Raw genomic sequence first — 26,815 nt, 5'->3', positions numbered from 1 at the left:
GGTGTTCACCCTCTCGCGCCGATGCTGAAGTACAGGAAGATCGCGATCAGCAGGAACAACATTGCGCCACTGATAACAAGGAGTGTGCCAGGACGCAGTCGGCCTTTCTCAGTAAACGGCCTTATCGGGTCCGATGCGTTTCTGCGCAGCACATCTCGGAGGTTGATCTCGCCGTCCGCGGAGTAGATCTGCCGCAACATCTGCCGTGCTTCGTCGGGCGTGATGAGACGATCGCCGGCCATCTCAGATCACCACGGCCTCAACGAGAGGTCCCAACGGTGTCGATCCAAAACTCAGCTGATAGATTTCCGGAGCAGAACCAGCCGCTGTTCGAACGAGAACATAGCCCGTCGTCGAAGCGCCCGGAGCGATGTCGGCCTGTTGTGATTCACCTGAAACGTCGCTCACGATCCCATCGGGCCGTGCTTTGAAAGTGCTCAGCGTTTGACTTGAGAGTTGCCGATTACGAAGAGCCACCAGTGACACCTGAGTCTGAGTTGGCTGAAGGTGGGTGACGGATGGGGTGGTCACCCGAAACGGTGAACTCGAATGATTGACGATCACGTATTGGATATACGTTCCGCCGCTGGTATGCAAAACCCGGACCACGGAGGCTGATACTGCGGCGAGTGGCGTCTTTGCCGGTTGCTCGGGAAGAATTTCTTTGGCTCCTAGTATCGCCTCTGTTGTGGCCGCCGTTGCGATCTGCTGCCGCTCGTTGGAGGTTGGTGCGTCAGCTGCTACGTGAGTGGCAGGGGGAAGATTCCGCACCAAAACATTCATCTTGGCCAGGTCCCCCGGCGCATCAAGCTCATAAGAGATCTGGCGTGACGCTGTCCATAGGATCAGATTGGTAGATGCCCCTTCCTTGAGAGGCTGGAGAAGCACCTTGTCGTTTTCGCGTTCGATCTGGAAGGAATCCGGATCGGCGGCAGCAACCCCCTGAATGGGTTCTCCAACATCAATCACAGTGAGGTGATTCAATGCTGTGTGGATATGTGGGATGTCGGGGAAATTGATGTTTTGCGCCTTCGCCGAGATTGCGAGCAGCGCTATCGAAGCAAGCCATAAGCGGTTCATATTCTCCTCCGTGCGCCTGTTCGAGGCGACAGAATCTCCAGCGAGAGGAGGCGCAGTGAAAGCCGCACCTCCTCCGGCCGGGCTAAGAGGGATCTGCCCCAAAAGGAGAGATCCTCGTGTCTTCGAAGACGAGCTGGCGGTTCCCCTTGTACTGAAAGAGAAAGATCGCCTTCTTTGTGTCTTCGCTCCCCGGATTGGGGATAATTTCGATGAGATATGCGCGCTGTTCTTCATCGAACTCGACGTATCCATCGATCGTCTTTGGCCGCCGCACCGGAACGCTGGTTCCTCCGGTTTGTTCTGCGAAGGCATCGACTACTTCCTGCGGGAAGCTGTGAAAGAGGGCCGCTCCGGTACCTTTGCCACTGGTGACGACATGTGCCATACCCTGTGCCCAGGCTGCCCGGTTGTCCTCTTTGCCCTGCGCCCAGAAGTGCATGAACAGGTTGAGCGAGCGAAACTGCTGCTTCGCCTCCTTTTCAGACTCCCAGACCGCTGCCTGCGCCTTATTGCGAGCAAGCACGGCTGACTTCCGCAGTTCTTTGTCTTCTCCCTGACGGACCGCTTCCCAGAACGCCTGCGCATTGCTCAGCTCCAAACGGAGACTGGCCTCGCGTTCAGCGATGCGGGTTGCGATGTCGCCAAAGATGTTGTTGACCAGTTGGCATTCCTTGAACATCTCCTTACTGACCGTCTGGCCAGTAAATAGACCGCGGAAGTCCTCCATAGCCATCTTTTCTTGTTCCAGGTCGCCTAACTCCTTGCGCACCACGTTGTACATCCGGCCAACCTTGTCGGTGTTGGCGACTTCGAGGTGCATGGGCATATCCGACACCCTGCGCTCACGCTTGAAGCGAAGCCAGGGAGCGGGAGTGACCTGTTTGCGGATTTCGCTCACGACTCCTTCATCCACACTGACCTTGTGTTTGAGGGAGTCAAGAGCGTTTTGCAGTTGAATGACAAGCTCGTAAGCCTTGTCAATCCTGCCGGCCGCCACGCACGAAGTCTTCAGATCGGTGATGGTACCGATCTTGTTCCCACGTGCCTTCATGGCAACCAGATGTACGTTCCACCACAGAGAACGGGCCTTGGTCTTGGTCTTCTCTGGATTGGTGAAATGCTCTCCATACGCGATCCGGCCCGCCACAAACCGCGGAAACTGATCGGACGGAATGGTGCAGATTGTGTCGTAGTCGAAGTCGCCGCCGTTCTTTGCCGCCATCTCCGAGTGCAGGATGTAGGTTCCATGCATACGAAGCTGGGTGCGAAGAATGTGGTGAATCAACCCTTCAGGTAATTCTGCTTTGCCAAGTGCTTCTGATAGACGCGCTACTAGTTCGTCATCACGGAGATGGCGGACAGGCAACAGATCCTCCTGCATCCGGATGGGATACCGGACACACAAACTCTGCTCTGAGGTAAGGGAGGTAATGGCGCTATCCTTCGGGATCCAATCAGACGCAGAGAGTATCTTCCCTCCGTGCTCTACGAGGACTCCGTCGTCGGCCAGAGCGAACGCAGGAAGACGAAGTGTCCCTCCTGTCATTGCGCGAAAGGCCCAGCGTGCCAGCTTACGGTTCAACTGGTTGGCAACGAACGGAATGCGAATCGCGCTGCCGCTCTTGTCAGCCAGAAGCACCGCTTCTGACGGATCACAACCTTCCTGGGAAGCGGTGACTGCGGCTTCATCGAAGCTTTCTGTATCGAAGCTATCGTCAAAGCCAATCTCCTCTTCCTCGTTCCGTCCTAACAGTTTCAGGAGAGCGGCATAATCACCGTTCTCCCATGCCTTGCGGACCTGACGAACTTCCTCGATGGTCGGAGGAATGATTTCGGTACGCAAGGCTTCTTCTGAAGCATTTTCGGCCAGCGTGTAGCTTGAGCCATAGAAGGTCTTTCGGGAGGACTGCTTGATTCCCAGAATGACCGGTCCCTGAATAAGCCTTCCGGTGGTCTTCGCCTGGGGGATGAACTTGCCTGATCCCTTCAGTTCGGGCTTGCAGGAGCTTTCCGGCAGAATGATATCGACCCCGAGCTTGTCAGCTGCGCGGTCGCTCATTGCCTTTACAGCACCTTTAGCCTGCTTCGGTTCACGTGCATCGAAGGCCAGTCGAAACTGGGCGAATCGATCCTGGGGAAGCTGGAGCTTCCGGTACAGGGATTCTCGGAGCCATCCACGGCAGTCGTTGGTGCCAAGGACATGATCCTTGACCACAAGAACAGTCACGTTTATTTCTTCGATTACAGTCTTGCAGTCAGAGATGAGGATGGAGAAATACACCATCGCTGCCTCCGGCCAGTGCTGAAAGCGCTCAGCAATGTCCTTCGCATGATCGGAATCTACGAAGTAGAAACGTCCGTCCTTCGCCGCCCCGCTAGCGCCTGCAAGTTTGTACTGCACCCCCTGATAGACCAGGTTGGCCATCCGGCTCTCGACCAGTGATTGCTCATAGGAGTCGAGCTCGGTCGGCACACTCACGCGTGCTACCTTGATGCCCGGATAGACCTGCGTGAGGAGTGTTCCCTCAAGCGTGTCTCTCCGGCCCAGTTCTGGATTCTTGCGTGTCACAATTCCAAACGAGTCAATCGACAACTCAAGAATGAGCTTCGAGTGGCCGGTAACGGATTGCATCGTATTCGCTGTCATCGTTTCTCCTCACTGTCTGGCGCTCCAGATAAGTGATTGAGATCTCGCTGTCCCGAGTCCCATCTCTTCGCTCCTGGTCACCTGTGTTAGGGGTGGTTATGAACCGAACCAGGTCTCAGTGATGGAAACCGGGTCAGCGCGGAATTCCTCATCGCCATGCGATAAGGGTTCAAGAGAGGCTGACAGAGCCTGAAATCAGGGTTATCTCCTCTTTGAAATTCGTTGCTGACCTCTGCCGCTACTTCGCCAACGGCCGTTTGATCAAAACCGGATTGCCTCCTTGTATCTCTGCCTCCGCGCGGTAGGCCGTTACGACGTAGATCACGCCGGTCTTTTGCTGGAATGCCTTGATGAGAGCCTGGCTCTCATTGGGTGCTTCTTCTCCAAGCTCCGGCTTCTGTGGAGACGAACCCTCTTTCGCGAGGAAGTAACGCGCGGATTCCTCCGGCAAACGACCTTTTCGTCCCTTTCTTCCACTCGTCGTGGCCGGCACTTGCTGTGGCATTTGATCGACTGCTTTCTGTTGAACTGTTTCCATGGATGCTTCTCCTTACTGGTTGCCAGTCTGGTCGGAGGCAGAAAGGATGGCGTTCCTGCGCTCCCCGTCGATGGGGTGCTCGCTGTATTCAGCGATCCAGAGGCCATCAGGATTGGCTTCGCTACGTCGGTCCGCGACGAGGCGAATTCTGTACTCGTTCACGAAGTGATCGGTGACTTCGTTGCCGTTCGTGATGTGGTGGACATCCTTCACGCCGTAAACAAGATAAGTCAGAGGCTCTCCCGCCACCGGGTCGACCTCACGAAGGTGAAAGACGGACTGGATCTGGTCGTCGTCGATCTTGCCACGTAGATTGTTGTCGGACATTGCCTTAAGGGTGAGACCGCGAAGGTTTCGAGTCATCCGGTTTAAAGCAGTGGCCCAATGGTCATCTACGTTGGAAGGACTGTAATTGAGGTAATCCGAAAGGAAGCGCTTCACGAAGATTTCGCTCAGATACGGATCGCCGGCAGAGCTCGTAGACACGGGCGACGACTGGCCGACAACAACTGGCTCGCCATCGGCCCCAATACGAATCACCGTCGGAGGCTTTAGGCGCACCGCTATGGCGAATACCAGCGCGAGTGCTGCGAGGGCAGCCATGATGAAAGCGAGCAGCCATGCTCGATTTGCATTTGCAAGACGCGCCCCATCCATTTCGTAGTATTTCGGGCGCGGTCCAATATCATTCGCTGTCGCTTCCTTGCTTGCCATACCCCGTCTCCTTTCGTACCTAAACATTCATTAGGGATTTGTTTCTCTGGTATTCCCGCTGGTGCGCTGGGGCATTATGCCTGTTACGCGGGCTGCCCCAATCGCACCCTTCGTTGCCAGTCGTGCAGCATGGAAAGCACCCCATGTGGCCAAGCCGTGCGGACGCATCAGAGCTGGCGTAGGACCCCGTCCAGCACTTGTTCGACCGGCATTCCGTGAACCCTTCCCCGCGGATACCGATGAAGCATCCCGATACGGGCCTTCCCGCGAAGGTGCACTAGCAGACTGGTCAGAACCGGTACTTTGCTCTGAGTTATGTGTGGGCTCCGACGCTGACTCCTGCCGCGGATTGAATGCGTCATTGAAGCTGCCGCGTATATTATCTGCGACCATATCGCCTTGAGTGTCCGAAGAGGAGCCGCTTTCCGATAGCTGCGTAGCAAAACGTTCTGAAGACGACTTCGCTGTCGTTGCTGTTGTTGGGGCGCCCCTTTGGGGAGCCGCGGGTTGATTGCCCTGACCGCCCGTCGAAGAGCGAGGAGAAGAAGCTGCGGACGAATTCGTTCCACCTTGGGCGGCCGGACCAGCACTTGAGGAGGCGCCGGATATCCCCGCAGCAACTCCTTCCGTTGCAGCTATACCGGCAGTCACAGCGGTAGCTGCCGCACCTATCAATGCGCCTGCCGTCGCTCCCACCTCGCCGCTGACGATCTTTTTGGCAATGAAAGGTATTACCGCGATCGCCAGAGAGTAGATGATGCTCGCTGCACCAATCAGGAACGAGCCCTCGAGATTACCGAGCCCCCCAAGGAAATTGTTCTGGTTCAGCATCTGCCCAACCTGGCCCATCTGAACCGCGCCGAGCAGAGCGCCGAAACCTCCATATAAGATCGGCCACGCATTCCAGATAAAGACGTTTTCTACATACGCCTTGGCGATGCGATTCGTTGCACCAAGCGGCATGAGCGCAATGACGATCGGACCAAAGATATAAAGGACCGAACCATAAAAAATATAGAAGAAACCGAAGATGGCGATAACGAACGGATAGAGAAGATAGGCCACCAGGATCAATACCCCGTCGATCAGGCCAGCGATAGAGCCTGTGACCAAGCCCCACATTTGCTGTACTCCATCCTGGCTGTATTGGGTACTGATATCTGTCTTCCAGTTGTCCAGGAGATTGCCAAACCCAGTTGCATTACCAATCCAGTTGCCCGCGTTGACGAAGCCCTGGTTGACCGTCGTAAAGATTGCGCTGTAATTCATCACGACAACTGCTGTGACCACGTACTTGATGAGACTGACACCCAATCCGCGAACATCGCCACCATGCAGAGAAGCTTGATAAACCTGCCACAGGAATCCGACAAGCAGTACCACGTAGGCCACGTTTTGCATGCCTGACGTGATGCTGGTCGAATTGATCCCTGAGATGGCTTGGGTCAGAAAGCTTTCGAACAAGCTCAACTGCGTTCCCTGAAAGAACGCGAGAGCTGACATGTTTGAATGAAGGCTAAAGATTGAGAGCATCATCATGGACTCACCTATTGGTCAGCGCTCCGCTTACGACGCCGTTGTTGTTTATGTTGTCGGAGGCCGCGAGCTTCGAGGTCTTGCTCTGGTTGGCTAGATCGATGCCACGGGTTCGCATCAGTTCCGCCAAGGCTGCCTGCGTATAGGCATTCGCCCGGACGACCCAGATATCGGCCTCTGCTTCAAGAATTGGAGCGCTCCCCGGTGCAGCTTGTGAGATTTGCTGACCCATCTGGGTCGCTGCAGTAAGTTCGCTCTCCGCCAACGCATCGATCTGAAGTGCGCGCTTCATAGCATCCTGAGCCTGCGCGTCCGTCATGTCGGTCATCGTCCGGACTTGAGGCGACGCCGTGTTCTGCGCCATCACCACGCCATACACCGATTGATACTGGGAAGATACACTTGGAACATTGCTCGCATTGCGGGACAGCAAGGTCGTTTCGAAACTCTGTGACTGCGGCAACGTGGCACTCGACACATTCACATGGAACATGTTGTTGATGTTCGTGAATTGACTTTCGAACTGCGTGATTGAGCTCTTGGCCTGGTTGATCGCGGTCAAGGGGTACATCACCTGCTGTTCGTAACTGGAAATACTTTGTTCGGATTGGTTAATGGTCTTTAGCGGAGCCGCCATATAAGTGCTCATGAGCGACTGCATTTTCTGCAAGGCCGCAATGATTGCAGCGGTGTCGATGCCGAACTGACCATTTGCATGAGTCGGCACGATGATCACCAGCGCGAGCGCCACCATGACAGTCTTCAAAAGAGTCGGCCGATACCAACGACGCACGGGATGAGTGGCCGTGATGTCAGGCATCGTCTTCGATGGCTCAGGTTGTTGTTTGCGCCGCGAGAAGAAGGGCTTGCGCAGCTTCATCGGGTTTTTCTTCGTGTCTGTCATGGCGATTCTCCTCAATGTCCGGTGAGCGCTCCGGTGACCATACTGTTAATCCCGCCGGATGACGTGGTCCTGCTCTTTACGAGTGCGTTGTCATGGGCGATACGGCCGGCCTCTTGCCGTAGCTCTGCAGCAAGCATTTTTTGCATGTATGCCTGGCACCGGAGATTCGCTACTTGGGCCTCTGCCGTTAGATATGGGTTGGAGCCGGGGGTAGTCGTGGCTACCTGATTCTCCATTTGGTTCGCCGCCTGAATCGTGACGTCTTGAGCTTGATCGGCGATCAGGGTTGTCTTGAGGTTCTGCTGGCCCAAGGCGTCGTCCATGTCCATCATGACGCGGTCCTGGGGCCGCACTGTATTCACTTGGGGAATCGCGCCATAGTTGGTAGTGAAACTCGTTTGCAGCGAGGGGATCTGGGACGACAGCCGGCTATGCAGTAAGGTCTCGAACTGTTGAGGACCTGGAAGAACAGCGCTGCTGGATCTGGTGGTGAAGATTTGATTCATGGAGTTGCGGTAGGTGTTAATCGAACTCGACACGAACCCCCGCGCCTGGTTGAGCGCCGCCAAGGGCCAGACTGTCGTCTGATAGAGCTGTTGTATTTGCTGTTTGATCTGGTTGATCGCTTTGAGCGAGGTGCCCATGTCACTCTGGATGGAACTGAAGATCGAATTGAAGATGCTGAATTGAGCGTGGGCTAATCGCGGCACGGCGAAGCACACTTCCAGAGCAAGGAGAGATAGCATCAGTCTCCTCTTCCAACGAGAACCGATGGACGGCCTCGGATTGACGGGTGACCCGGCGATGCGAGACGAGTCATCCGAAGGTTGATCGTCCGTTGATCTGGTGTCTTCTTGATTCATTGGGCGACCGCCTCCTGCATCTCTCCGGACAATTCCACTGCCAGAGGGCCAAACTCTGCAAGACCGCGAGGATACGTTGCCGCCAACGCCTCGTATGCCTCGATCAATGGAAGCTGCCGGTGCTGCCCCAGCCAGTACTTCCGAAAATTCCGCTCGCGCGCATACGTGGTCGTGATCCAGTAGTCGACTGCGCTCGGAACGACTCGAATCGCATGGGTTGATTCCGCCTTTTCGCCAACAGCGATGAGGAACTCGGCGGAGTGGCCTTTCTTTGGGTGCGCAAAGGTCTTGATCTGATTGAGGGCAGTCTCGTTCAAGTGGACGTGTTCACGGAGAGCAGTCATGTCGCCGGGCTGCTTGCCGATGATCTTGGTCGTCGCGTTTTTGACGATGCCGGCGCCATGCTCATTCGGCCTATCCGGAGTGCCCACGAAGTCCTCGGGGGTCTGACTGATGCCCCATACGCTGGCATTGCGCTTTCGAGCGGTCCGAAAGAGCTGAACGACGACGCTCGCCAGGATCGGCGACTCCAGCAACGCCCAGCACTCATCGAGCAGTACGATACTCGGCTGTCCCGTGGAGCCCGAGGCTCGATAGGTCGCGGTATGAGCAATGAGCAGGCTCATGGCCCGTTCGAGGCGAGGGTCATCCTTCAGCTTTTCGACATTGAAGTAAAGCCATGGATTGTTCAACTGAACCGTAGTCGGCCTGTCGAAGAGCCGCGCGTACGGTCCTTCGTCCACCCAGGCACGTAGTTTCGTCGAAGCCATCTGCGCCATCGCGTTGATCTTCTGGTTACGATCGCGGTCTTGCCAGTGCGCGAGTTCCGCCGCGAGATCTCCGAAGATCGGCACCGGGTTCGAGGTCTTAGCGCTGCAGCGCTTATAGGTAGAGGCAATCGCTTCGAGCAGAACACTATCGAGCAGGTCGATGTCCAGGTCCGGAGGTGTGTTCTCCCCAAGCATGTGGCGAGTCAGGTTCTTCAGAAACGAAATCTGATCGTTCGAGGGCCTGGTCTCTCCTCTTGGCAGGTCCCATGGATTAATCGTCTGGTCACTGTCGAGCGACATTTCAATCATCTCGCCGCCCATCAACTCAACCAATGGTTGGTATGAATCGCCGCGTTCGAGTATGGAGATAAGGGGATTGGCGCGAGCTGCCATCAGCAGCATTTGCTGCGCGGCGAGTGTCTTTCCTCCACCACTTTTTGCCATTAGCAATCCGTTAGCGTCGGAGAGATCGGGATCAAACATCGAGAAGGGAATGAGCTGCCGATAGGGTGTCTCAAACAAGATCAGTGGACTGCGGCGGGTCCCGGTCCACGGCATCTCTACCGGTACGAGATCGGCGACATTCGACGTGAGCATGTCCTGATCGCGTTTGTCAGGCTCGGCCATACCGGGCAATGTCCCGAGAAAGATTCGCCGCTTCGCGATGGTCTCCATTACGGCCTTCGCACCATTCATGTGTGTGAAGGCATTTAGTACCTCCTGCGTTCGGTTGGCGAGCTCCCGCTCAGAGCGTTCCAGATCGCTAAGTGTGATCGCCTGTTGGGAGGTCCGCACCACAACGGAGAGGCTCAGCTTCGCTGTCTTGAGAGAAGAAGAGATGATGTCCCGCTGAATCTGTAATAGTTGTGCTTGAGCCACTTCCGCTTCAGGATTGGATTTGAAATTGCCATTCGCATCCTTCTGCGCAGCGGTCATCTTCTGCAGGCGCTTTTTGTATCCCTTGAGGACCTTCACCTGGTCGGGAATGACGACCTGTGCGCTGATGACGACGGGAAAGCCAAGAGTGGAGAAGTTCTGCAACATGCCGGGAAACGTCGCGTCCGGTAACTCTTTGAGACTCACGACGGAATGAAGGTATCCATCGATGTTGAGGTAGCTTTCTGTCTCATTGAGGATGCTTGACTGCGTTGCCTGTTCTCGCGCGCTGCGATACTCAAACATCTCTTCGCCTGGCACATAAGGGCGGTGGTCGCGCCGAGACGGATGCTGGGAATGCTTAAGTTCCTCGAACAACTCCTGTGTTGATAGCCTTCTGCTACCAAGATTCGCCGCCTCCATCGATCCCTCGATACCTCGCAAGATCGACTCAAATTCTGCGAGATACGTTTCATGCTCCCGGCGCGTCCGCTCGATTGCCTTCTTCTGGCTCATGGTGAACCCGCCGAGCTTCCGGTTCTGCTGCGCCGAGTGATACAGCTTGGCGTGGATTCGCGGATCCCATACGAGGTAGATGTGTAGACGATTCTCGAAGTAAAAGCCGTTGTGCTCCTTTTCCATCCACATCCTCATTCGGTGAGCGTCGAGGGCCATGACCTCAGGCTGCTCGCTACGCTGTTGCTGAACGTAGCTGTCGAGAAGGTCACCAAGATGCTCGGAAATCTCATAGCGGAACTGTAGTCGCATGCTGACATCTGGAATGCTGCGAAAGAGGGCTTCGAGCATCGACTTTGTTTGGTTTCGGTCGCCATCGGTCGCAAAGTAGGCAAGAATGCCACGAAGTTCATAGCCGGCGACGAAGGCTCCATTGGTACGCACCATCACGTTGTCTCCCGCGGGCAGGTCACGTAGAGGCAGCAGTTCGCAAACAGCAGGCGACTTTAGTTTTTTGTCGTGTTGTTCATAAGTCATTGGCATGGTCCTGATCCTCCCTGAGCCACACTCGGTTGAACGTCTCGTAGTCCTTCTTCTGCAATTGGAGCGAGAGGGGCAACGCCCTCATGGAATCGGGCAGCGAACAGGACACTCGCGAAGACAGCGCGTGCAGCTTCCGTGTCGAGATGTACGTCAACGGATCCATCTGGCGTCCTTTGTATCGAAGCTTGCATGGCTCACTCCTCCTCTCCGACGATGTAACTCTGCGTCAACTCCGAATCTCGTTCAAGTGCGCACCACACCTTCGGGGCGAAGAACGATCGGATCAAATCGGTGAGATAGCCTCGCGGACGCCCATACTTGAACAGGATGAGAAATGGGACGGCCAGCGCTGGCACCACAAACTCCATGAAGACGTTGAGAGGCATTCCAAGCACATGCGCGGTGTCACCGACGAAGTGTGCGAGGAGGTTCATCAGTGCGGCCAAGGCGAGCACTAGAATCAGGTCCTCAAATTCAAGACCCAAAAACGAGACCTTCGTATTGAGGTTGCGATGAACCGGGGTCAAATCGAGACTCATAGACCTACCCTCCTATTCCGTGCGCTTGCGTTACCAGCGACTCCGCGAGCCGCATGATGCCCGAAACCATCAGGGCAGCGACAGCAGCGACAAACTTCCTGATCCAGGACGAGCCCGGATATATCTCTGAGACCACTCCGCCCATGTGCAGCGCCATCGCGGCGAGTTGAGTGAGCGCGAAAACTGGAAGTATTACGTTGGCAGTCCAGTTCACCAAGCTCATGCTCGCCATCCAAAAGGCATCAGCATTGGTGGCGCCCGCATGTTGGACGAAGCCTTCCAATGCACGAAGCATTCCCGAACACATCAGTGAAGCGAAGCCGCCGTAGAGAAGGTGCTCAAAGGGACTGCTCTTGCTGTAGCGATAAACTGCGCTCGCGAAGAACATCCCAGCCATCGTCGGCATCATGGTGTTTCCCGCCCAGGATGCGAGGTTGGTGATTGCGCCGTTGAGACTCATCGTGGGCTCCCTATGCCGCCATAGCTTGAAAGAGTGTGAGGAGACCGCTCACACTCAGGAAAGAGATCGCTGCAAGAATCAATCGTGTCCAGGGTCTGTGCCTGACGAAGTTGATGACGGCACCCACGCAGGCCAGACCGGCCGCCGCTGGCATGATCTGCCCAACGACGTAATTCCATAGGGAGGCAAGCATGTCCGTCGTCGCATACTGGCTTCCATCGTTCCATCCCTGCATGAGCTGCATCGTGGCTGACAACGACATCAGGAAGAGAGCAGCCACGATGGATGCTAGGGGGTTTTCACCGGCCGCTCCATCGAGGCAAGCTTTGAGTACGAAATATGCAGCGAGGACAGGAACGAACTTCGCGACGACGATCTGATTGACGAAGTTCGTGAAGATCGTTTGCATGCTCGCAAGCCAACTTGTTCCGATCGATCCGCTTCCCGATGGAACCGTGATACCTTGTGCCGCAATCCAGGACAGAAGTTGCGGGAGCGTCAGGAATATGACGGTCCACAACACCCACTTCCCGGTTCGTCCATTGACATGGAAGTTGGTACCTCCTTCGTGCCGAAGGCTCACTCCCGCCGCGGCTAACGTGCAGAACGCAGCGGGAACGGCGAGACCGAGCAATAACTGAAGGAGATCCGAAAGGAATTGCGGCACAGGCATCGCGGGCTCCTTACTGAATGCCTTGCGCTTGTGTGATGAAGCCCTCAGCCATGCGTCCGAGACCAGAGATGACCATGAGAGCTACGCCGGACACTCCCCAGCCCATGTATCCGCGGCCGCTCTTGAAGTGCCAGCCAGCGATGCCGAGGCACGCCACCGCGATCACGGGTGCGATCACGTTGCATCCCCAGTTGACGATGTTAAGTACCGTGCCTTCGACAGTCGTCGCCTGTTGTCCCTGGACAGCCTGCCCGAACTGAGGCGAGGTGCCGAGGTTCTGTGCGTTGGCAACGACCGGGACGAGGTTGCCGAGGAATATGAGTGCGAGCGCGAACTTAAGGGCAATCCGGACCCAGTTCGGTTGAGGGGGACGATGAATGGTGGGTTGAGATGATGTGGCGGACACTCGAGCAGGCCGCCAGAAGGCCAATGCAGTGTTCATATCTTTTCTCTCCTGTACGCGGCTGCTCGCGGCATCCGTGTGTAGGAAAAAATGCGTCTAGTTCAGAACTCGGTCAAATAATGGAACGCGGGAAAATCAGTGTAGTGTTGAGAATTCAGTCTCCGAAGAGACCAATAAGGAAGAGAGGCAGAGTAGAAAGCGGCCTAAAGGGATGCCGTCCGGGCACTGCAAACCCTCTAAACTCGGGAAACGAGGCTTGGCTTCATCGCGAACTCAGTCATCATGAGGACTGACACATCAGGACCGCCATGTGGGCAAATATCGTGTTAACCCAATTGGCCAAATGATGGGGCGAGACATGCGTTGATACAGAGGGGTCGGAAATGGGGCGTTTCGTTTATTGACCAATGGAAGTCGTCGATTGGTCAAAGGCGAAGGGGATGGGCCGTTATAGCTGACAGGTCTGGTCTTCGCTGTGACTCCCCCTAGAATTGGAGGGAGGCGACCCCTATGGGAATGGGCTCGCGCCAAGGACCAATTTATGCAGCCAGTACTATCCCGCGTCCTCTGTTTGACTTGGGCGAGAAGGTGCTGCCCTGGTCGATGATTGGGCGTCCTGTACAGTGCCACATGGGAGCCGGTAATAGGGCGAAGTCCAATATTGGATTCGCCGCAATCTCCCTATGCCGACGCTTGCATGAGATCGCCTGCCATGCGCGCCGCATCGTCAAACGAAAACCCCGGCATGATGCCGGGGCTATCATTTATGCAGTCAGCTGGATATTTCAAGGGGTTTTCGCATCGATCGGGCGAAGCGTAGCCGTATTTTGCTCGCGCTTCGCGAAGACAACGTAGATCTTCGTATCTGCTGGCACAGAGACGACAACCTTGTTCGTGACCGCAAGATTCATTAGTTCTGTGTCGCCCGCGTTCCCGGCGTTTTCAGCGATCCTCTCACGGATGAGGTCGTCTTCAGAGAAGCTGGAGCTCGTGTTATTACCAACGATCATCGCAGCTACCGAGCCAATGCCAGAGGCGGTTCGCACCAGGAAATTCCTTCCAGTATTTTTTCCTGAGACGATTCCCTTGATTGGAGCGAGATCGAGGCCAATGCCCAATGCTTCGATCTTTTCTTTGTCGTTGTCTTTTAGGTCTACCTCGTCGAATTTCACGCTCACGAGGCCGCTACGATCAGCCTGCTCCAAGTGACCAATAAACTTGGCGCCGGCCGGTATTACGACGCGGTCGCCTATGGCATAGGTGTACTGCGCCTCTGCAATGACAGGTGTCTGTACAGCACTTGATATCTCCGTTGTGAGCTTCGCAAGGATGCGGGTTCCTGGAGCGAAATCAAGCACGGGCGCTGTTTCCTCTGTTGTTCCGCCTCTGGAAGAGGCGCTCGTACTCTGCGTAAGATTCCTCACGAAGACAAGAGATGGTTCCTTCAAGGCGTTCTGTTGCGTTTGCGGTGTCGAAGGTGCAGGGGCTTCTCCATAGGGTCTAGGCTCTTCCCAGTGCTGTTGCGTATCTGCGAATGAGGGAACGCTGCCGAGGCTGCCGTTGACGGTAGGACTTGGCGGAATCGCTGCTTGAGTAGAGGCCAAGGGCTTGTTGACCGTCGTATGCCCACTGCTCGCTTTGGTGCGGTTGATGTCGTTCGGACTGACTTGTCCGCTCGAGTCAGCCTGGGTCGGATTGTGTACCGTGTCCATGACAGGCGTCACGCTGCCTTTTGGTGCGATGCTCTGTTGTGGAGTGTGAGCGACCCCTGAAACTGTCTTTTTCTTTCCAGGAGATCTGCCTACGAACATGGTCATGACAAAGAACAAGACTGCTGCAAGGAGACCGCCTCCAATGATTAGAACCTTGTTTTTGTTGGGCCCAGACAGTTTGTCCGCGGTCGCTCGGGTTGCGATTTGCTCTGCAGCGACCGGAACGTCTTGGGTTTTACGGAAAGATTGCTCAGAGCTAGGGCTTTCTGCCCATGCGGGTTCGGCAGTCTCTTCGAGATCCAACGGCTCTAGCCTACGACCGTTTCCGTTAGTTGCATTGGATTGCATAGTGGATAGTCCTTTCTATCGTCCGTTAGCCGAGATGGGAGGAGTGAAGGGGAGCTGCACCAGAACCGGCTTGTCGACCTGATCGGCCTGGGCGATCTGCAGGAAAAGCTTCTCAGTCGATTGCTTGAAGTTCGGCCGATCGAAGACAACTACGCCGTCGGCTCGGCCGCCCGGCTCTAAACGAGTTGTGCTCAGACGGTAGTCGCTAATCTCAAGTTGGTCCGCAAGAATGCCTGCCTTCTTTTTCTTCTTCTTCTTTTTGTCGAAAGTCAGACCTGTGATTTGGATTTGTGGTGGCACGATTTCCACTGGCTTATCACTTGCATTGAAGACGGAGTAGGAAATTGCTGTCTGATTGTTCCACTGGCGGATATCGCCAATCGCCGTTTTGATCTGTTGACCGTCCCAGGCTTTCCAACCAGGGGCGTTGACCGACTTCTGTTGCTCAAACTCCACGTCAATGGCTGAGAGAGCTTTTGGCGAGCGAGTTGCTTTGGACACAGCGGCAGGTTCGGCTGCGCTAGGGCGTGCCGTCTCGGTAACCGGGCTACCAGCGACCAGAAGACTTCGGGGAGAATGGTATTCAAGCAGAAAATCGACAGGCTGAGCCGTAGGCGCGTTCCCTCCATCGCTGATAAGTTCAAGGACGATGTGCCGGCCGGACTTCGTCGCGATCAGCAGATCGCTCTGCGAACGAGTACGAATGAGGGGTTTTACATAGACATACTCGGGCTCGCCCTCGCTGTGTTCGACTTTGAAGGAGCCTGGACTGCCGACAACCACTGAGGTCACCTCTTCAGGCAAATGGATAATCGATTCGAACTCAGGGCGGAGATGGAGCGTTGTGATAGAACCCTGCTGAAGAGTGAGCGTTACGACGCGACCGGACGGATCTCCATTGGAGGCGGTGGCTCGGAGCGGGATAAGAAGTGCGATCGGAATAAGCCAACGAAGTCTCATGTTTCGTTATCTCCTTTGAAGTTGATTGGTGAGGTACTTTCGCCTTACATAGTGCCGTCGCACCGCCTCGACGTACGCGACGACATCCGGATTGCGATACTCGAGGAGGCGCTTTCCAACCCATCTGTCTCCGGCATAGTAAGCAGCGGCGACTAAACGCATTTCTCCGTGGAACTCCCACATCAGAGTTGTCACGTATCGCGTGCCGGCCGCAATATTCTGCTCCGGATCGAAGGGCTGGTCCGCGCCAAAACGTCGAGCTGTCGCTGGCATCAATTGCATAACTCCCATCGCGCCTTTATTCGATATCGCATGCGGATTCCAGTTCGATTCCACGTCGATAAAGGCTCCAATGAGCTCTGGCGGCACACGGTACTGGCGCGCGTATCGCCCAACGCATTCTTCCTCGAAGCTCCTCGGGCTTTGTGCGAGCGCAACGCCTGGCAAGATAAGAACCGCAAGGAGGGCGAGATGTTTCATCCCGACACCTCCTGCTGTGCGGCCATTTTTTCGGCGAACCGCGCACCATCATCAAGGAGGCTCTTGAAGCCTTCGCGCAACATAAGGTGCCGTCTATCCTTTTCTGTCTTCGCAAGAAACGGCATCAAGACATCGCGATGGTCTTCGGTAACTCGCTCGGTTCCGAGAACTTCGAGCGCGCGAGCAAAGTCAATCATCTCGGAGACGGACGGCGGCTTCTCCAACGAATAATTGCGAAACGACAGAGCGATTCCGGCGATCTCGCGATGGAATGAATCATTAGCCTCTGGTGTGCGGCTCGCTATAATCTCAGCTTCGCGTTCCGGTGTCGGGTGTTCTACCCGGACATAGAGACTGCGTCTACGAATCGGATCGCCGAGCCTTCGCTCCTCGTTGCTTGTGAGAACAACGAATGGGATGCTGCGAGCGCGGACGGTTCCGAACTCGGGAATAGAGAGTTCCCAAACGGACAGAATTTCAAGCAACATTGCTTCAAAACCTTCGTCTACCTTGTCCAATTCGTCGATCAACAAAACACAGGGGCGTTCGCATTCCAGTGCGCGCATCAACGGTCCAGGCCGGAAGAAATCGCGGCCTATGAGGCTTGCTTGTACAGACTTCCAGTCCTCGTGATGTCCCTTCGAAAACTCCATATAAAGTCGTTGGAGGCCAGCGTCGAAGCTGCCTATCGCTTGAGCTTCAGTTACGCCTCGATAGCATTGCAGCCGCTCCACATGCGTGCCTGCAGCCGCTGCGACCGATAGGGCAAGTTGAGTTTTGCCCGATCCGGCCGGACCTTCGAGCAAAAGTGGCTTCTGCAGCTTGGCCGCGAGGAAGACAACCTGGGTCATCACTGGGTCGATAAAGTATCCCGTGGCCGTGAGCTTTGTTGAGAGATCCGCGAGGGAATCAAACACCGGCGCCCTCCAATTTGGAATTTCGAGGGCTGCCTGCCGCGCCACCTTCACTAATCTCGGTAAGCAAGGGACGCCGACCAGAGCCGCTAAAGGGTCTGGACCAGATGTCCGTTAGCGTAAACGTCCCTGTACCCGCAAGAAGTAGCAGAGCGAGCCTCATCCACGGGACCGGTCCAAAAACCTGCCATAGAATCGGGCCGTAGTGCACGACTACGCCTGCATCGAGGATGGTCACAAGTACTGCAATAGTGAAGTTCTTTGTCCGTTGCCCCACAAGCGCCTCCTCAAGGTCGGCATAGAATGCGATCGCTCCGGAACTCAGTCAAATTCAGAAGCGTAGAAAGAGATACCGCCCTCAGGCAGGTCGGGATGGCCGGCTCGAGTTGGCTCCGCTCCGTAGCGGACATCCCTTTCTGAGCCATTCCGCGAAATCCTCAGGGTCGAAACGTATCGAGCTTGCGATTCTGAAGGACGGTATATGACCATTGGCGGCCATCTTGTAAACCTGCTGAGTGGAAACTCCGAGGATCGGTGCGACATCACGCACGCGCAACGGCTCGTTCCTGCTCTCGACCAGTTCGACCAGCTTCATGACAAAGTCCTAGCCTTTCCCAGCAGCACAGCTACCGGAAGTCGGTTGATCATGGGACGAGTTCGAAACTCGGTCAAATTGACGATCAGCTTGCCCGTTGAGTGCTGCAAAGACAAAAAGAGCGCCGAAGAATTTCTTCGGCGCTCTCCAACTAGGCGAAACCAGGTGATTCGTTCAGGCAACGAACGCTGCCAACGCTCCAGCATTCACTTTGGCAAGCGCGTCTCTCGACTGGATGCCTTTCAGATACACCATGGTGGACTTGATGCTGCGGTGTCCCATCCAGTTCTGCAGAGTGCGGATGTCGATGCCGTCGCGCAAGTGTTGGGTAGCGAAGGTGTGCCGGAATTTGTGTAGAAAGATCCGCTCGCAGTATGGTCCCTGAGCACATTTAAATCCACGCTCCGAGACACACTGCCCACAGTTCAATTTGGCTCTCCATGCCACCTTCTTGATGATCTCGAGATGGAGAGTATCCGGCTTTCCGACGGTGTTGGGGAACACCAGATCGGCCGCGCCCGCGCCACGCTCCTCCTTGAGCTGCTGAAGTTGTTCGATCATTGCAGTCGGTAGAGGCACCGCTCTCTCCTCATAGTTCTTCGGATTGAACTTCCAGATCGGCTTGGACGTGACGCGCGCCAGGCTGTTCCGGAAGTCGAGGTCATACCAGGACAGGAACCGCGTTTCGCGATTCCGGAACCCGGAGGTGAGAAAGAACTTGATCAGAAGCGCCTCGATGGGAGTGGCGACCCGGAGCATGGCATGAATCTCTTCGGGTTCGTAAACGGGCCGGATGGTCTCGACGTAGTCGGGCCAGTCGCTGGACTCGATGAGCTTCTTGTGTCCATGGCGCTTGAGAAGGGTGAGCACGGTCACGACCTTGTCGTAAACCGAGCGGGCGGCGAGACCATGGTCGAAACAGTAGCCGATGTATCGGAGGATGTCGTCGCGATCGACCTCGTCCACATACGTCTTGGTGAACGAGTTTAGAAAGTAGTTCTGGAGAGCCGGCCGGTAGGTGCGAAACGTCCGGAGGCTGCGCTGCTTCTTGCAGAACTCCAGATACCGGTCGATAGCGACCACCATGGTCAGCCGACTGGGATCCGGTTCCGAGGCTTCCGAGTTCGGAGCGGGCGCAGGGGACACCGGTCGAATCTCTGGCTTCGGGAGTTCGACCAGGATGCCGGCCTTGCGGGCCTGGAGCTCAATGAACTTGGCGCGAGCGGCCGGGACAGCTTCCTCAAATCTCTCGATTGGCTGTCGGCGTTTCTTCCCGGCCTCGTACCACTCCAGGTAGTAGCGGCCTTCCGGGTGGTGTTCGTCTTTCCCATTGACCAGGACGTGATCCCGGACGATTTTGCCGTTACGCTCGACGACGGGGGCGAAGGGCCACTTGCCGTCGATCTTGATCATCTTGATGATGTTGACGCGATCTGCATAGGTTCTTGCTCGAGCCATTGTTTGTTCCTCCTTGAGGAGGACAAGTAACGCGAGATGCAGACTCGATCAAATATGGGGGCAGGACATCCAGTAAGTTATCCAGTAAGGATGGTAAATGATGAAAACAAAGGATCACTGGGATAGGGTAGCGCTCTAACCAACTGAGCTACGCGCCTGCAAAAGTCTTTATTTAGTCTACCAGCAAGATCGGCTGCGGTCCAAACTGTCCGGTTTTGCAATTTGGCTCGACATGGCCAGCGTCATAATGTGTGGGCATTCTTGTAAGACTGCGTTAACATGCTGGGGATGGGTTCCAGTCCGGACGTAACAGGTTTAAATGTTCATTCTATGGTGCCTGCGCGGCGCATCAACCCCTTGCGCACGGCGCCCAATCTGCTTACGTTGCTGCGAATCTGCCTGTCCCCCTTCCTGATCGTGGCGGTCATGGAACGGCGATTTCATATCGCTTTTGCGCTATTCATCGTTGCTGCCTGCACGGATGCGATGGACGGGCTCCTCGCTCGCTGGCTGCAACAGCGCACCATGCTTGGCCAATACCTTGATCCGGTCGCCGATAAATTGTTGCTGAGCTCGCTGTTTCTTGTACTTACCCACATGGGCATCCTGGAGGCGCGGGTCACGGTGATGGTCTTTGGGCGGGATCTGGGCATGTTGCTGGTGGCTGGGATTCTCTACTCCATTGCCGGGCTGAGGGATTTTCACCCGACAATTCTGGGTAAGATCAACAGTTTCAGCCAGGTGGTGGCGATTGGGGTGGTGTTGCTCTACCTCATCTACCCGCAGGCATGGGTAGCCGTAGCGCGGGCAGCCGCACTGGATACCACGATTCTGCTCACGGTCGCTTCCGGCTTCCATTACGCCTGGGTGGCTTCCAAACGCATTGGTACGGTGACCGGGCACGGAGCGGAGGTTGGCTCCGGTGGCAGCGTCGTCTCGATTCAGCAGCGCCGCCCTTAGCCTGGGTATAGCCGGCGAAGTAGACGCCGGGAGAACGGTCAGGGCTCAGTTTGCTTCGTCTTCAATTTCATCCGAGGCTTTTTCCTCGATTTCCATATCGCGAAACTCATCGGAATCAAATACCTCGCCGCATTCAAGGCATTCGACATATTCCACGTCTTCCTGACGGGAGACGATCCGGACTCTCGGGTGTTTGCAGGGGCTAGCCATTTTGAATTTTGGGACCAGTTTTTGAAGGTCTTTCCGCCAGATTGTATCGAGCCTTCCTCTATTGTCCAAGAGAGATTTGATAAAGATTCGCAGACTTTTTCCCGGAATGCGCAAAATATCACGGTCTGCCGGCTCCGAGGAGCCGATATTCGTACCTGCCCATTGAAATCACGGTTGCAATGGCCGTACACTGATATAGGACCGAACGGGTCCGGTTTGATGAAGGCACTTCGAGGTCGAGTATGCTCAGGCTCACTAAAAAAGCGGACTACGGCCTGATGGCGCTCAAGTATCTGGCGGAGCATCCGGAGACGCCATCTGTCAGCGCCAAGGATATTGCCGATACCTATGGGATTCCTTCGCAGCTTCTGGCAAAGGTGTTGCAGCGGCTGACGAAAGTCGGCCTGTTGCGTTCTCATGCAGGCATGAACGGCGGTTATGCGCTCTCAAAGGAAGCTCGCACTATTTCGGCTTTTGAGGTGATTCATGCGATCGACGGGCCGCTTTTCATCACTTCCTGCACGAAAGGCAGCAAGTCCTGCGAAGTGGAGCCGCACTGCACGGTTAAAGAACCGCTGGCACGGGTAAATGACAGCATCGCCGGGGTTCTTCAAAGCATCAGTATTTATGACCTAGTGGATCATGAAACAGCGGCATCCCGTGCCAAGTCGCACCAGTTGGTTTCATTGACCTTGATGTAACGATTCAGTTTGCGCCGACTCCGAGTGAGAGGCCCCAGAGCAGGCAGTCTCTGGCAACGCAAGTTCAAAAGCAGTGATTGAAGTGGAGAGAGAATGAGCACTTTGGCAAATTCCCCAGTACTACCCGCAGGCGTGACCCTGCCGATTTATATGGACAACCACGCGACGAGCCAGATGGATCCGCGTGTGCTCGAAGCTATGCTCCCGTTCTTCACGGAAAAATTCGGCAATGCCGCCAGCCGCAATCACTCCTTTGGATGGGCAGCAGAGCAGGCCGTGGAGCACGCGCGTGAGCAGATTGCGAAGCTGATTGGCGCAACCGCCAAGGAGATCATCTTTACCTCTGGTGCGACCGAGAGCAACAATCTCGCCATCAAAGGCATTGCCGAGATGTACAAAGAACGCGGCAATCACATCATCACCCAGGTCACCGAGCACAAGGCGGTGCTGGATACCTGCAAGCGCCTTGAAAAGCACGGCTATCGCGTAACGTATCTGCCGGTAAAGGCAGATGGCCTCATCGATCTGGAAGATCTAAAGCGCGCGATCGACGACAAAACGATTCTGGTCACGATCATGGCAGCGAATAACGAGATTGGCGTCATCCAGCCTATCGCGGAGATTGGCAAACTCTGCCATGAAAAGGGTGTGATCTTCCACACCGATGGCGTGCAGGCAATAGGCAAAATTCCGGTAGACGTGAACGCGATGAACATCGACGTACTTTCGTTGACGGCACATAAGCTTTATGGACCGAAGGGCGTTGGCGCGCTGTATGTCCGCCGCCGCAATCCTCGTGTGCAGATCTCAGCCCAGATTGACGGCGGAGGCCACGAGCGCGGCATGCGTTCCGGTACGCTGAATGTGCCGAGCATCGTTGGTTTTGGCAAGGCTTGCGAGATTGCCCGCGAAGAGATGGCTACCGAGGCAGCCCGGCTACAGGGTCTGCGTGATCGTCTGCGCAAGAAGCTTGAGTCGGAACTGGATTATGTAGAAATCAACGGCTCGTGGGATCATCGCCTGCCAGGCAATCTGAACATGAGCTTTGTTTACGTCGAGGGCGAGAGCCTGCTGATGGGCATCAACGATGTGGCTGTTTCGAGCGGATCGGCTTGCACTTCGGCCACTCTGGAACCGTCCTATGTGCTCAAGGCGCTGGGGTTGGGTGACGATGTGGCGCACAGCTCGATTCGTTTCGGTCTGGGCCGCTTCAACAATGAGGCTGAAGTGGACTACGTCGCGGACAAGGTGATCGGCATTGTGAAGAAGCTGCGCGAACTTTCTCCTCTTTATGAAATGGTCAAAGAAGGCATCGACCTGAGCAAGATTGAGTGGGCTGCGCACTAAACAGCACCTTACTGCAAGGCATTTGCATCAAAACAAGTAGCACTGACCCCTAAGGAGGTCTCCAATGGCATATAGCGATAAGGTAATCGACCACTACAACAATCCTCGCAACGTCGGTCAGATGGACAAGAGCTCCGATGAAGTAGGTACGGGCCTGGTTGGCGCTCCGGAGTGCGGCGATGTGATGCGTCTTCAGATTCGCGTCAATCCCGAGACTCAGGTTATTGAAGAAGCCAAGTTCAAGACCTTTGGCTGCGGCTCGGCAATCGCCAGTTCTTCGCTCGCGACCGAGTGGGTCAAGGGCAAGACTGTCGCAGAGGCGCTTGAAATCAAGAACACCGATATTGTGAAGGAATTGGCCCTCCCCCCGGTTAAGATTCACTGCTCGGTTCTGGCAGAAGACGCCATCCGCGCCGCGATCGGTGACTGGAAGAAGAAGAACGGCGTTGCAGAGACTGCGGAAGCTGTCGCTGTAGCCGCTCACTAATACCGGATGGGGGCGAAAGTCCCCGTCGTTTTTTTGAACCACGAATCGGAAAGCTGAAACCCATGCAGGACTTCGTCAACATCCAGACCCCGGAGCAGATTGCTCAAATGGCCCAGCAGAGCCAGGCGGCAGTGCTGCCGAGTGCTTCTGCGTCCAGCTCGAATCCTGCCGCGAAAGCATCGTCCAAGGGAATCGACGTTACGCCGCGTGCTATCGAGAAGATTCGCAGCGGCATGGAAAAGGAAGGCATTTCGCCGGAGCAGGGCGGTTTGCGTCTTGGGGTTCTCGGTGGCGGTTGCTCGGGATTGTCGTACAGCATTCGTTTTGACACGAACCCCCGGGAACGCGACCGTGTGTATGAGTTTGACGGTGTGCGTCTCTTTGTCGATCCCAAGAGCTTCGTCTATCTGCATGGGATGACGCTCGATTACGAGCAGACGCTGATGAAGCAGGGCTTCAACTTCATCAATCCCAACTCGACGCGCTCATGCGGATGCGGCTCGTCCTTTTCATAAGCAATTCTTCGTTTTTCGAGTCTCACAATCATGGCCACATCTTCGACAACCTCAGTCCCAGCAGCCTGTTGGGCATGTAACGCCGCGCTCACAGATTCAGCGCTGCTCTGCCCTGCCTGCAATAAAGTACAGCCCGGTTCCGGCGCGGATTATTTTCAGGTATTCGGCCTCGAACGCAGGCTCAGCCTGGATGTCGAAGCGCTGGAGCGTGAGTTTCATCGTCTCAGCCGCCGTTTACATCCGGATCGCTTTGCGCGTGCGTCGGCACAGGAACAGCAATGGAGCCTGGCCAATACAGCCTTGCTTAACGATGCTTACCGCACATTGCGAGACCCGCTCCAACGCACGGAATACCTGCTGAAGCTTACGGGGCTCAAGATCGGCGAGGAGAACTCCGGCTCCGGCAAGGCTCCTGATCGCCAGCCGCCGGCAGACCTGCTTGAAGAGGTCTTCGAACTCAATATGCAGCTTGAAGAGATGCGCATGAATCAGAAGATGGGTGAGGATGACCCGACTCTGCATCGCGATCTGACACAGGCGCGCACACATTTTGAAAGCCTGCTGGCGACCGTCGATAATGACCTGACGGCACAAGGCGCGATCTGGGATTCGGGCGATGCCGCCGCGCAGGAAAAAGCTGCGAACGCAATGGCCGCGCTGCTCGATCGCCGCCGCTATCTGCGCAACCTGGTTCGCGATGTTAACGAAGTGCTCTCAACCGCAACAGTTTAGGAATCAAAAGAAATGCCTGAAGAACGCATAGTCGGAATCGACCTTGGAACTACCAACTCTCTTATCGCCTATATGGAAGGCGATAAACCGGTGGTCATTCCCGGCGTGGACGGTTCGAATCTTGTGCCCTCGATTGTTGCCCTCGACGTCACCGATGCAGCTTCCGAGCCTGCGCGGCCTACGGTCACTGTCGGCAACTCGGCCAATCGCGCCCTGATCGAGAATCCGGAGCGCGCTATCTACTCCGTCAAGCGCCTGATGGGGCGCGGCCTTGAAGACATTGAAGAAGAGCTGAAACTCTTTCCCTTTCGGCTCGCGGACGATATCCAGCCCGGCGAAGTGCTGCGCATTCGTCTCGGCAACCTGCACTTCACTCCCTCGGAGATCTCTGCGTACATTCTGCGTCAACTCAAGCGCAACGCCGAGCGCTACTTTGGCGCGGCGGTAACGAAGGCAGTCATCACCGTGCCCGCTTACTTCAATGACGCTCAGCGACAGGCTACGCGCGATGCAGGACGCATGGCGGGCCTCGACGTGCTGCGACTTGTGAATGAACCGACCGCTGCGGCTCTGGCCTATGGTCTGGATCGCGCCAAAGAGGGCGTGATTGCTGTTTACGATCTGGGCGGCGGCACTTTTGATGTGTCCATTTTGAAGCTCAATGACGGCATTTTTGAAGTCATAGCGACCAACGGAGACACGCATCTTGGCGGCGACGACATCGACAACCTGTTGCTGGCTGTTGCGTTGGACGAGATCAAAAACGATCACGGCATCGACCTGCGTCCCCACGCGGACGCGATTCAGGCGCTGCGCAAAGCGGTTATCGAGGCCAAGATCACGCTCTCTTCGCAGCTTGTGGCCAAGCTCGATATCGAATTGCCGGGCAATCTACGCTATCAGCGCGAGATTCCGCGCCAAGTCTACGAGCAGCTTATTCAGCCCGTTCTGGACCGTACCGCGGGACCGTGCAGGCAGGCATTGGCGGATGCAGGCGTCACTTCCGATCAGATTCAGGAGCTGGTTTTGGTTGGCGGTTCGACGCGCATCCCTGCCGTTCGCAAACTGGTCGATGAACTCTTCCAGCTTTCGGCCCGCGACAAGCAGCCGCACACAGAACTGAATCCTGACGAAGTAGTGGCCCTGGGAGCCGCGGTACAGGCCAGTATTCTAGCTGGAAGCTCGACGGCAACGGAGGAACTGCTGCTGCTGGATGTGACGCCGTTGTCCCTGGGTATTGAGGCACTTGGCGGGGTGGTGGCACGCATTATCCAGCGCAACTCGACTATTCCGGCGTCGGCGACAGAGCACTTCACTACCGGCATCGATGGCCAGACCAACGTGGCGATTCATGTTCTGCAAGGCGAACGTGAACTGGCCAAGGATTGCCGTTCGCTTGCTCGCTTCGACTTGAAGGGCATTCCGCCGATGACGGCTGGACTGCCTCGCATCGAGGTTAAGTTCCTCATCGACGCTAACGGAATTCTGCAGGTTGCCGCACGGGAACAGCGTAGCGGGCTGGAAGCGAAGATTGAGGTCAAGCCGACATACGGCCTTACCGACGAACAGGTCGAGAGCATGATTCTCGACTCCTTCGATAACGCTGAGACAGACTTCGAAGCCCGGCAGTTGATCGAGGCGCGCCTGGAGGCTGAGAACATTCTTGATAAGGTGGGTAAAGCGCCTGCGAGCCCGGCCTGGCAGATGATCTCTGCCGAAGAGATCGTGGCTATCGAAGCCGCCAGTGTACATCTGGCCACCGTCAAATCCGGGAATGATCTGGATGCGATTCGTGCTGCGACTACTGGCCTCGACCAGGCCACGCGTAATCTTGCAGAGAAGATGATGGAAGCCGCCGTCTCCGGAGCCATGCGCGGCAAGACGATGCAAACAGCGAGCGACGATCTGGGCGAGCAAGTGAATGCTCCTCACCCGTTCGCACCCGCAGAATTTAAGTAGAATCGAGATAGTTATGAGCGATACAGAAACCAAAGCAATTCCAGCCGACAAACTCGTGCGCGTCACCTTTCAACCCGAGGGCCGCGTTGTTGAGTTTGAATACGGCACGATGCCTTACGATCACCACGGCAAGCCGATGTCGTTTCTCGATGTCGCAGAAAACAACGATATCTTTTTGGATCACGCCTGCGGCGGTGTATGCGCCTGCACGACCTGCCATCTCTGGGTGATCCAGGATGGTGGTATCAGCGAAGCGGATGACGACGAAATCGATCGCCTCGATATGGCTGCCGACCAGCAATTGAATTCGCGTCTTGGATGCCAGGCGGTCATCACCAAGCCCGGCAATTACGTTGTCGAAATTCCCAAGTGGAACCGGAACTACACCTCGGAAGGCAAGCCGCTGACGCTCGCCGAAGGAAAGTAACGCAGCAG

Annotated in this window: 28 protein-coding genes; 8 read left to right on the top strand and 20 right to left on the bottom strand. The window is 55.8% G+C overall.

Going from position 1 to position 26,815, the window contains the following annotated elements; translation table 11 throughout:
* Window positions 1-5: 5 nt before the first annotated feature.
* The 20 genes from OHL19_RS05280 to OHL19_RS05190 all read right to left on the bottom strand — a co-directional run bounded on the left by OHL19_RS05280 (window position 6) and on the right by OHL19_RS05190 (window position 19,469).
* Window positions 6-242, bottom strand: a complete 237-nt coding sequence (locus OHL19_RS05280; protein ID WP_263356564.1) for a hypothetical protein — start codon at window positions 240-242, stop codon at window positions 6-8.
* A gap of 1 nt (window position 243) precedes the next feature.
* Complete coding sequence (locus OHL19_RS05275; RefSeq protein WP_263356563.1) at window positions 244-1,080, bottom strand: hypothetical protein; 837 nt, start codon at window positions 1,078-1,080, stop codon at window positions 244-246.
* 82 nt (window positions 1,081-1,162) lie between these two features.
* Window positions 1,163-3,727 carry a hypothetical protein gene (locus OHL19_RS05270; protein ID WP_263356562.1) on the bottom strand — a complete coding sequence of 855 codons (2,565 nt, stop codon included), beginning with the start codon at window positions 3,725-3,727 and terminating at the stop codon, window positions 1,163-1,165.
* A gap of 238 nt (window positions 3,728-3,965) precedes the next feature.
* The gene (locus tag OHL19_RS05265; RefSeq protein WP_263356561.1) at window positions 3,966-4,265 is read right to left on the bottom strand and encodes a hypothetical protein; all 300 of its coding nucleotides are present in this window, start codon (window positions 4,263-4,265) and stop codon (window positions 3,966-3,968) included.
* A 12-nt stretch (window positions 4,266-4,277) separates the two neighbouring features.
* The gene (locus tag OHL19_RS05260) at window positions 4,278-4,979 is read right to left on the bottom strand and encodes a VirB8/TrbF family protein (RefSeq protein WP_263356560.1); all 702 of its coding nucleotides are present in this window, start codon (window positions 4,977-4,979) and stop codon (window positions 4,278-4,280) included.
* 30 nt (window positions 4,980-5,009) lie between these two features.
* Window positions 5,010-6,518 (bottom strand): type IV secretion system protein, encoded by a 1,509-nt coding sequence (locus OHL19_RS05255; RefSeq protein ID WP_263356559.1) that lies wholly within the window; start codon window positions 6,516-6,518, stop codon window positions 5,010-5,012.
* 4 nt (window positions 6,519-6,522) lie between these two features.
* On the bottom strand, window positions 6,523-7,419 hold the full coding sequence (locus OHL19_RS05250; protein ID WP_263356558.1) for a hypothetical protein: 897 nt from the start codon (window positions 7,417-7,419) through the stop codon (window positions 6,523-6,525).
* An 11-nt stretch (window positions 7,420-7,430) separates the two neighbouring features.
* Window positions 7,431-8,165, bottom strand: coding sequence for a hypothetical protein (locus OHL19_RS05245; protein WP_263356557.1), 735 nt, complete (start codon window positions 8,163-8,165; stop codon window positions 7,431-7,433).
* Between the two features lie 113 nt (window positions 8,166-8,278).
* Window positions 8,279-10,927 carry a VirB4 family type IV secretion system protein gene (locus OHL19_RS05240; RefSeq protein ID WP_263356556.1) on the bottom strand — a complete coding sequence of 883 codons (2,649 nt, stop codon included), beginning with the start codon at window positions 10,925-10,927 and terminating at the stop codon, window positions 8,279-8,281.
* A gap of 194 nt (window positions 10,928-11,121) precedes the next feature.
* The gene (locus OHL19_RS05235; RefSeq protein ID WP_263356555.1) at window positions 11,122-11,466 is read right to left on the bottom strand and encodes a hypothetical protein; all 345 of its coding nucleotides are present in this window, start codon (window positions 11,464-11,466) and stop codon (window positions 11,122-11,124) included.
* A gap of 4 nt (window positions 11,467-11,470) precedes the next feature.
* Window positions 11,471-11,926 carry a hypothetical protein gene (locus OHL19_RS05230; RefSeq protein WP_263356554.1) on the bottom strand — a complete coding sequence of 152 codons (456 nt, stop codon included), beginning with the start codon at window positions 11,924-11,926 and terminating at the stop codon, window positions 11,471-11,473.
* A 10-nt stretch (window positions 11,927-11,936) separates the two neighbouring features.
* Entirely contained in the window at window positions 11,937-12,599 is a 663-nt protein-coding gene (locus tag OHL19_RS05225; protein ID WP_263356553.1) for a hypothetical protein, read from the bottom strand.
* Between the two features lie 10 nt (window positions 12,600-12,609).
* Window positions 12,610-13,041: a hypothetical protein gene (locus OHL19_RS05220; protein ID WP_263356552.1), complete on the bottom strand. Its 432-nt coding sequence runs from the start codon at window positions 13,039-13,041 to the stop codon at window positions 12,610-12,612.
* Window positions 13,042-13,787: 746 nt separating this feature from the next.
* A complete protein-coding gene (locus OHL19_RS05215; protein ID WP_263356551.1) occupies window positions 13,788-14,819 on the bottom strand; it encodes a hypothetical protein in 1,032 nt (343 codons plus the stop codon).
* A gap of 258 nt (window positions 14,820-15,077) precedes the next feature.
* Window positions 15,078-16,022 (bottom strand): hypothetical protein, encoded by a 945-nt coding sequence (locus OHL19_RS05210; protein ID WP_263356550.1) that lies wholly within the window; start codon window positions 16,020-16,022, stop codon window positions 15,078-15,080.
* A gap of 6 nt (window positions 16,023-16,028) precedes the next feature.
* Entirely contained in the window at window positions 16,029-16,502 is a 474-nt protein-coding gene (locus OHL19_RS05205; RefSeq protein ID WP_263356549.1) for a lytic transglycosylase domain-containing protein, read from the bottom strand.
* Window positions 16,499-17,419 carry an AAA family ATPase gene (locus OHL19_RS05200; protein WP_263356548.1) on the bottom strand — a complete coding sequence of 307 codons (921 nt, stop codon included), beginning with the start codon at window positions 17,417-17,419 and terminating at the stop codon, window positions 16,499-16,501. The genes OHL19_RS05205 and OHL19_RS05200 overlap by 4 nt, the downstream gene beginning before the upstream one ends.
* Window positions 17,412-17,693, bottom strand: coding sequence for a hypothetical protein (locus OHL19_RS05195; RefSeq protein ID WP_263356547.1), 282 nt, complete (start codon window positions 17,691-17,693; stop codon window positions 17,412-17,414). Before OHL19_RS05195 ends, OHL19_RS05200 begins: the two co-directional genes overlap by 8 nt.
* Before the next feature lie 81 nt (window positions 17,694-17,774).
* Window positions 17,775-18,011 (bottom strand): helix-turn-helix domain-containing protein, encoded by a 237-nt coding sequence (locus OHL19_RS23000; protein WP_396126637.1) that lies wholly within the window; start codon window positions 18,009-18,011, stop codon window positions 17,775-17,777.
* A 174-nt stretch (window positions 18,012-18,185) separates the two neighbouring features.
* Window positions 18,186-19,469: a tyrosine-type recombinase/integrase gene (locus OHL19_RS05190; protein WP_263356546.1), complete on the bottom strand. Its 1,284-nt coding sequence runs from the start codon at window positions 19,467-19,469 to the stop codon at window positions 18,186-18,188.
* 288 nt (window positions 19,470-19,757) lie between these two features.
* Here OHL19_RS05190 and OHL19_RS05185 point away from each other — a divergent pair, with 288 nt between their 5' ends.
* The 8 genes from OHL19_RS05185 to OHL19_RS05150 all read left to right on the top strand — a co-directional run bounded on the left by OHL19_RS05185 (window position 19,758) and on the right by OHL19_RS05150 (window position 26,807).
* Window positions 19,758-20,429, top strand: coding sequence for a CDP-alcohol phosphatidyltransferase family protein (locus tag OHL19_RS05185; RefSeq protein ID WP_263356545.1), 672 nt, complete (start codon window positions 19,758-19,760; stop codon window positions 20,427-20,429).
* 452 nt (window positions 20,430-20,881) lie between these two features.
* On the top strand, window positions 20,882-21,340 hold the full coding sequence (locus OHL19_RS05180; protein WP_263356544.1) for an RrF2 family transcriptional regulator: 459 nt from the start codon (window positions 20,882-20,884) through the stop codon (window positions 21,338-21,340).
* 93 nt (window positions 21,341-21,433) lie between these two features.
* Entirely contained in the window at window positions 21,434-22,687 is a 1,254-nt protein-coding gene (locus OHL19_RS05175; RefSeq protein ID WP_317890541.1) for an IscS subfamily cysteine desulfurase, read from the top strand.
* A 64-nt stretch (window positions 22,688-22,751) separates the two neighbouring features.
* Window positions 22,752-23,174, top strand: a complete 423-nt coding sequence (gene iscU / locus OHL19_RS05170) for a Fe-S cluster assembly scaffold IscU (RefSeq protein ID WP_263356543.1) — start codon at window positions 22,752-22,754, stop codon at window positions 23,172-23,174.
* Window positions 23,175-23,236: 62 nt separating this feature from the next.
* Complete coding sequence (locus OHL19_RS05165; protein ID WP_263356542.1) at window positions 23,237-23,689, top strand: HesB/IscA family protein; 453 nt, start codon at window positions 23,237-23,239, stop codon at window positions 23,687-23,689.
* A gap of 30 nt (window positions 23,690-23,719) precedes the next feature.
* A complete protein-coding gene (hscB, locus tag OHL19_RS05160) occupies window positions 23,720-24,421 on the top strand; it encodes a Fe-S protein assembly co-chaperone HscB (protein ID WP_263356541.1) in 702 nt (233 codons plus the stop codon).
* Window positions 24,422-24,433: 12 nt separating this feature from the next.
* Complete coding sequence (hscA, locus tag OHL19_RS05155) at window positions 24,434-26,380, top strand: Fe-S protein assembly chaperone HscA (protein ID WP_263356540.1); 1,947 nt, start codon at window positions 24,434-24,436, stop codon at window positions 26,378-26,380.
* 13 nt (window positions 26,381-26,393) lie between these two features.
* Window positions 26,394-26,807, top strand: coding sequence for a 2Fe-2S iron-sulfur cluster-binding family protein (locus OHL19_RS05150; protein WP_263356539.1), 414 nt, complete (start codon window positions 26,394-26,396; stop codon window positions 26,805-26,807).
* The last annotated feature ends 8 nt before the right edge of the window (window positions 26,808-26,815 follow it).

This window comes from Acidicapsa ligni, assembly GCF_025685655.1.
Classification (GTDB): domain Bacteria; phylum Acidobacteriota; class Terriglobia; order Terriglobales; family Acidobacteriaceae; genus Acidicapsa; species Acidicapsa ligni.
This window is presented reverse-complemented; position numbering and strand designations above follow the sequence as displayed.

Bases quoted from the DNA above. Each gene is read 5' to 3' on its own strand.
- OHL19_RS05175 (WP_317890541.1), top strand. From the start codon at position 21,434: ATGAGCACTTTGGCAAATTCCCCAGTACTACCCGCAGGCGTGACCCTG.
- OHL19_RS05220 (WP_263356552.1), bottom strand. From the start codon at position 13,041: ATGAACACTGCATTGGCCTTCTGGCGGCCTGCTCGAGTGTCCGCCACA.
- OHL19_RS05165 (WP_263356542.1), top strand. From the start codon at position 23,237: ATGCAGGACTTCGTCAACATCCAGACCCCGGAGCAGATTGCTCAAATG.
- OHL19_RS05215 (WP_263356551.1), bottom strand. From the start codon at position 14,819: ATGACCATGTTCGTAGGCAGATCTCCTGGAAAGAAAAAGACAGTTTCA.
- OHL19_RS05270 (WP_263356562.1), bottom strand. From the start codon at position 3,727: ATGACAGCGAATACGATGCAATCCGTTACCGGCCACTCGAAGCTCATT.
- OHL19_RS05260 (WP_263356560.1), bottom strand. From the start codon at position 4,979: ATGGCAAGCAAGGAAGCGACAGCGAATGATATTGGACCGCGCCCGAAA.
- OHL19_RS05190 (WP_263356546.1), bottom strand. From the start codon at position 19,469: ATGGCTCGAGCAAGAACCTATGCAGATCGCGTCAACATCATCAAGATG.
- OHL19_RS23000 (WP_396126637.1), bottom strand. From the start codon at position 18,011: ATGAAGCTGGTCGAACTGGTCGAGAGCAGGAACGAGCCGTTGCGCGTG.
- OHL19_RS05240 (WP_263356556.1), bottom strand. From the start codon at position 10,927: ATGCCAATGACTTATGAACAACACGACAAAAAACTAAAGTCGCCTGCT.
- OHL19_RS05245 (WP_263356557.1), bottom strand. From the start codon at position 8,165: ATGCTATCTCTCCTTGCTCTGGAAGTGTGCTTCGCCGTGCCGCGATTA.
- OHL19_RS05185 (WP_263356545.1), top strand. From the start codon at position 19,758: ATGGGTTCCAGTCCGGACGTAACAGGTTTAAATGTTCATTCTATGGTG.
- hscB (WP_263356541.1), top strand. From the start codon at position 23,720: ATGGCCACATCTTCGACAACCTCAGTCCCAGCAGCCTGTTGGGCATGT.
- OHL19_RS05205 (WP_263356549.1), bottom strand. From the start codon at position 16,502: ATGAAACATCTCGCCCTCCTTGCGGTTCTTATCTTGCCAGGCGTTGCG.
- OHL19_RS05225 (WP_263356553.1), bottom strand. From the start codon at position 12,599: ATGCCTGTGCCGCAATTCCTTTCGGATCTCCTTCAGTTATTGCTCGGT.
- OHL19_RS05255 (WP_263356559.1), bottom strand. From the start codon at position 6,518: ATGATGATGCTCTCAATCTTTAGCCTTCATTCAAACATGTCAGCTCTC.
- OHL19_RS05275 (WP_263356563.1), bottom strand. From the start codon at position 1,080: ATGAACCGCTTATGGCTTGCTTCGATAGCGCTGCTCGCAATCTCGGCG.
- hscA (WP_263356540.1), top strand. From the start codon at position 24,434: ATGCCTGAAGAACGCATAGTCGGAATCGACCTTGGAACTACCAACTCT.
- OHL19_RS05210 (WP_263356550.1), bottom strand. From the start codon at position 16,022: ATGAGACTTCGTTGGCTTATTCCGATCGCACTTCTTATCCCGCTCCGA.
- OHL19_RS05150 (WP_263356539.1), top strand. From the start codon at position 26,394: ATGAGCGATACAGAAACCAAAGCAATTCCAGCCGACAAACTCGTGCGC.
- OHL19_RS05280 (WP_263356564.1), bottom strand. From the start codon at position 242: ATGGCCGGCGATCGTCTCATCACGCCCGACGAAGCACGGCAGATGTTG.
- OHL19_RS05235 (WP_263356555.1), bottom strand. From the start codon at position 11,466: ATGAGTCTCGATTTGACCCCGGTTCATCGCAACCTCAATACGAAGGTC.
- OHL19_RS05180 (WP_263356544.1), top strand. From the start codon at position 20,882: ATGCTCAGGCTCACTAAAAAAGCGGACTACGGCCTGATGGCGCTCAAG.
- OHL19_RS05230 (WP_263356554.1), bottom strand. From the start codon at position 11,926: ATGAGTCTCAACGGCGCAATCACCAACCTCGCATCCTGGGCGGGAAAC.
- iscU (WP_263356543.1), top strand. From the start codon at position 22,752: ATGGCATATAGCGATAAGGTAATCGACCACTACAACAATCCTCGCAAC.
- OHL19_RS05265 (WP_263356561.1), bottom strand. From the start codon at position 4,265: ATGGAAACAGTTCAACAGAAAGCAGTCGATCAAATGCCACAGCAAGTG.
- OHL19_RS05250 (WP_263356558.1), bottom strand. From the start codon at position 7,419: ATGACAGACACGAAGAAAAACCCGATGAAGCTGCGCAAGCCCTTCTTC.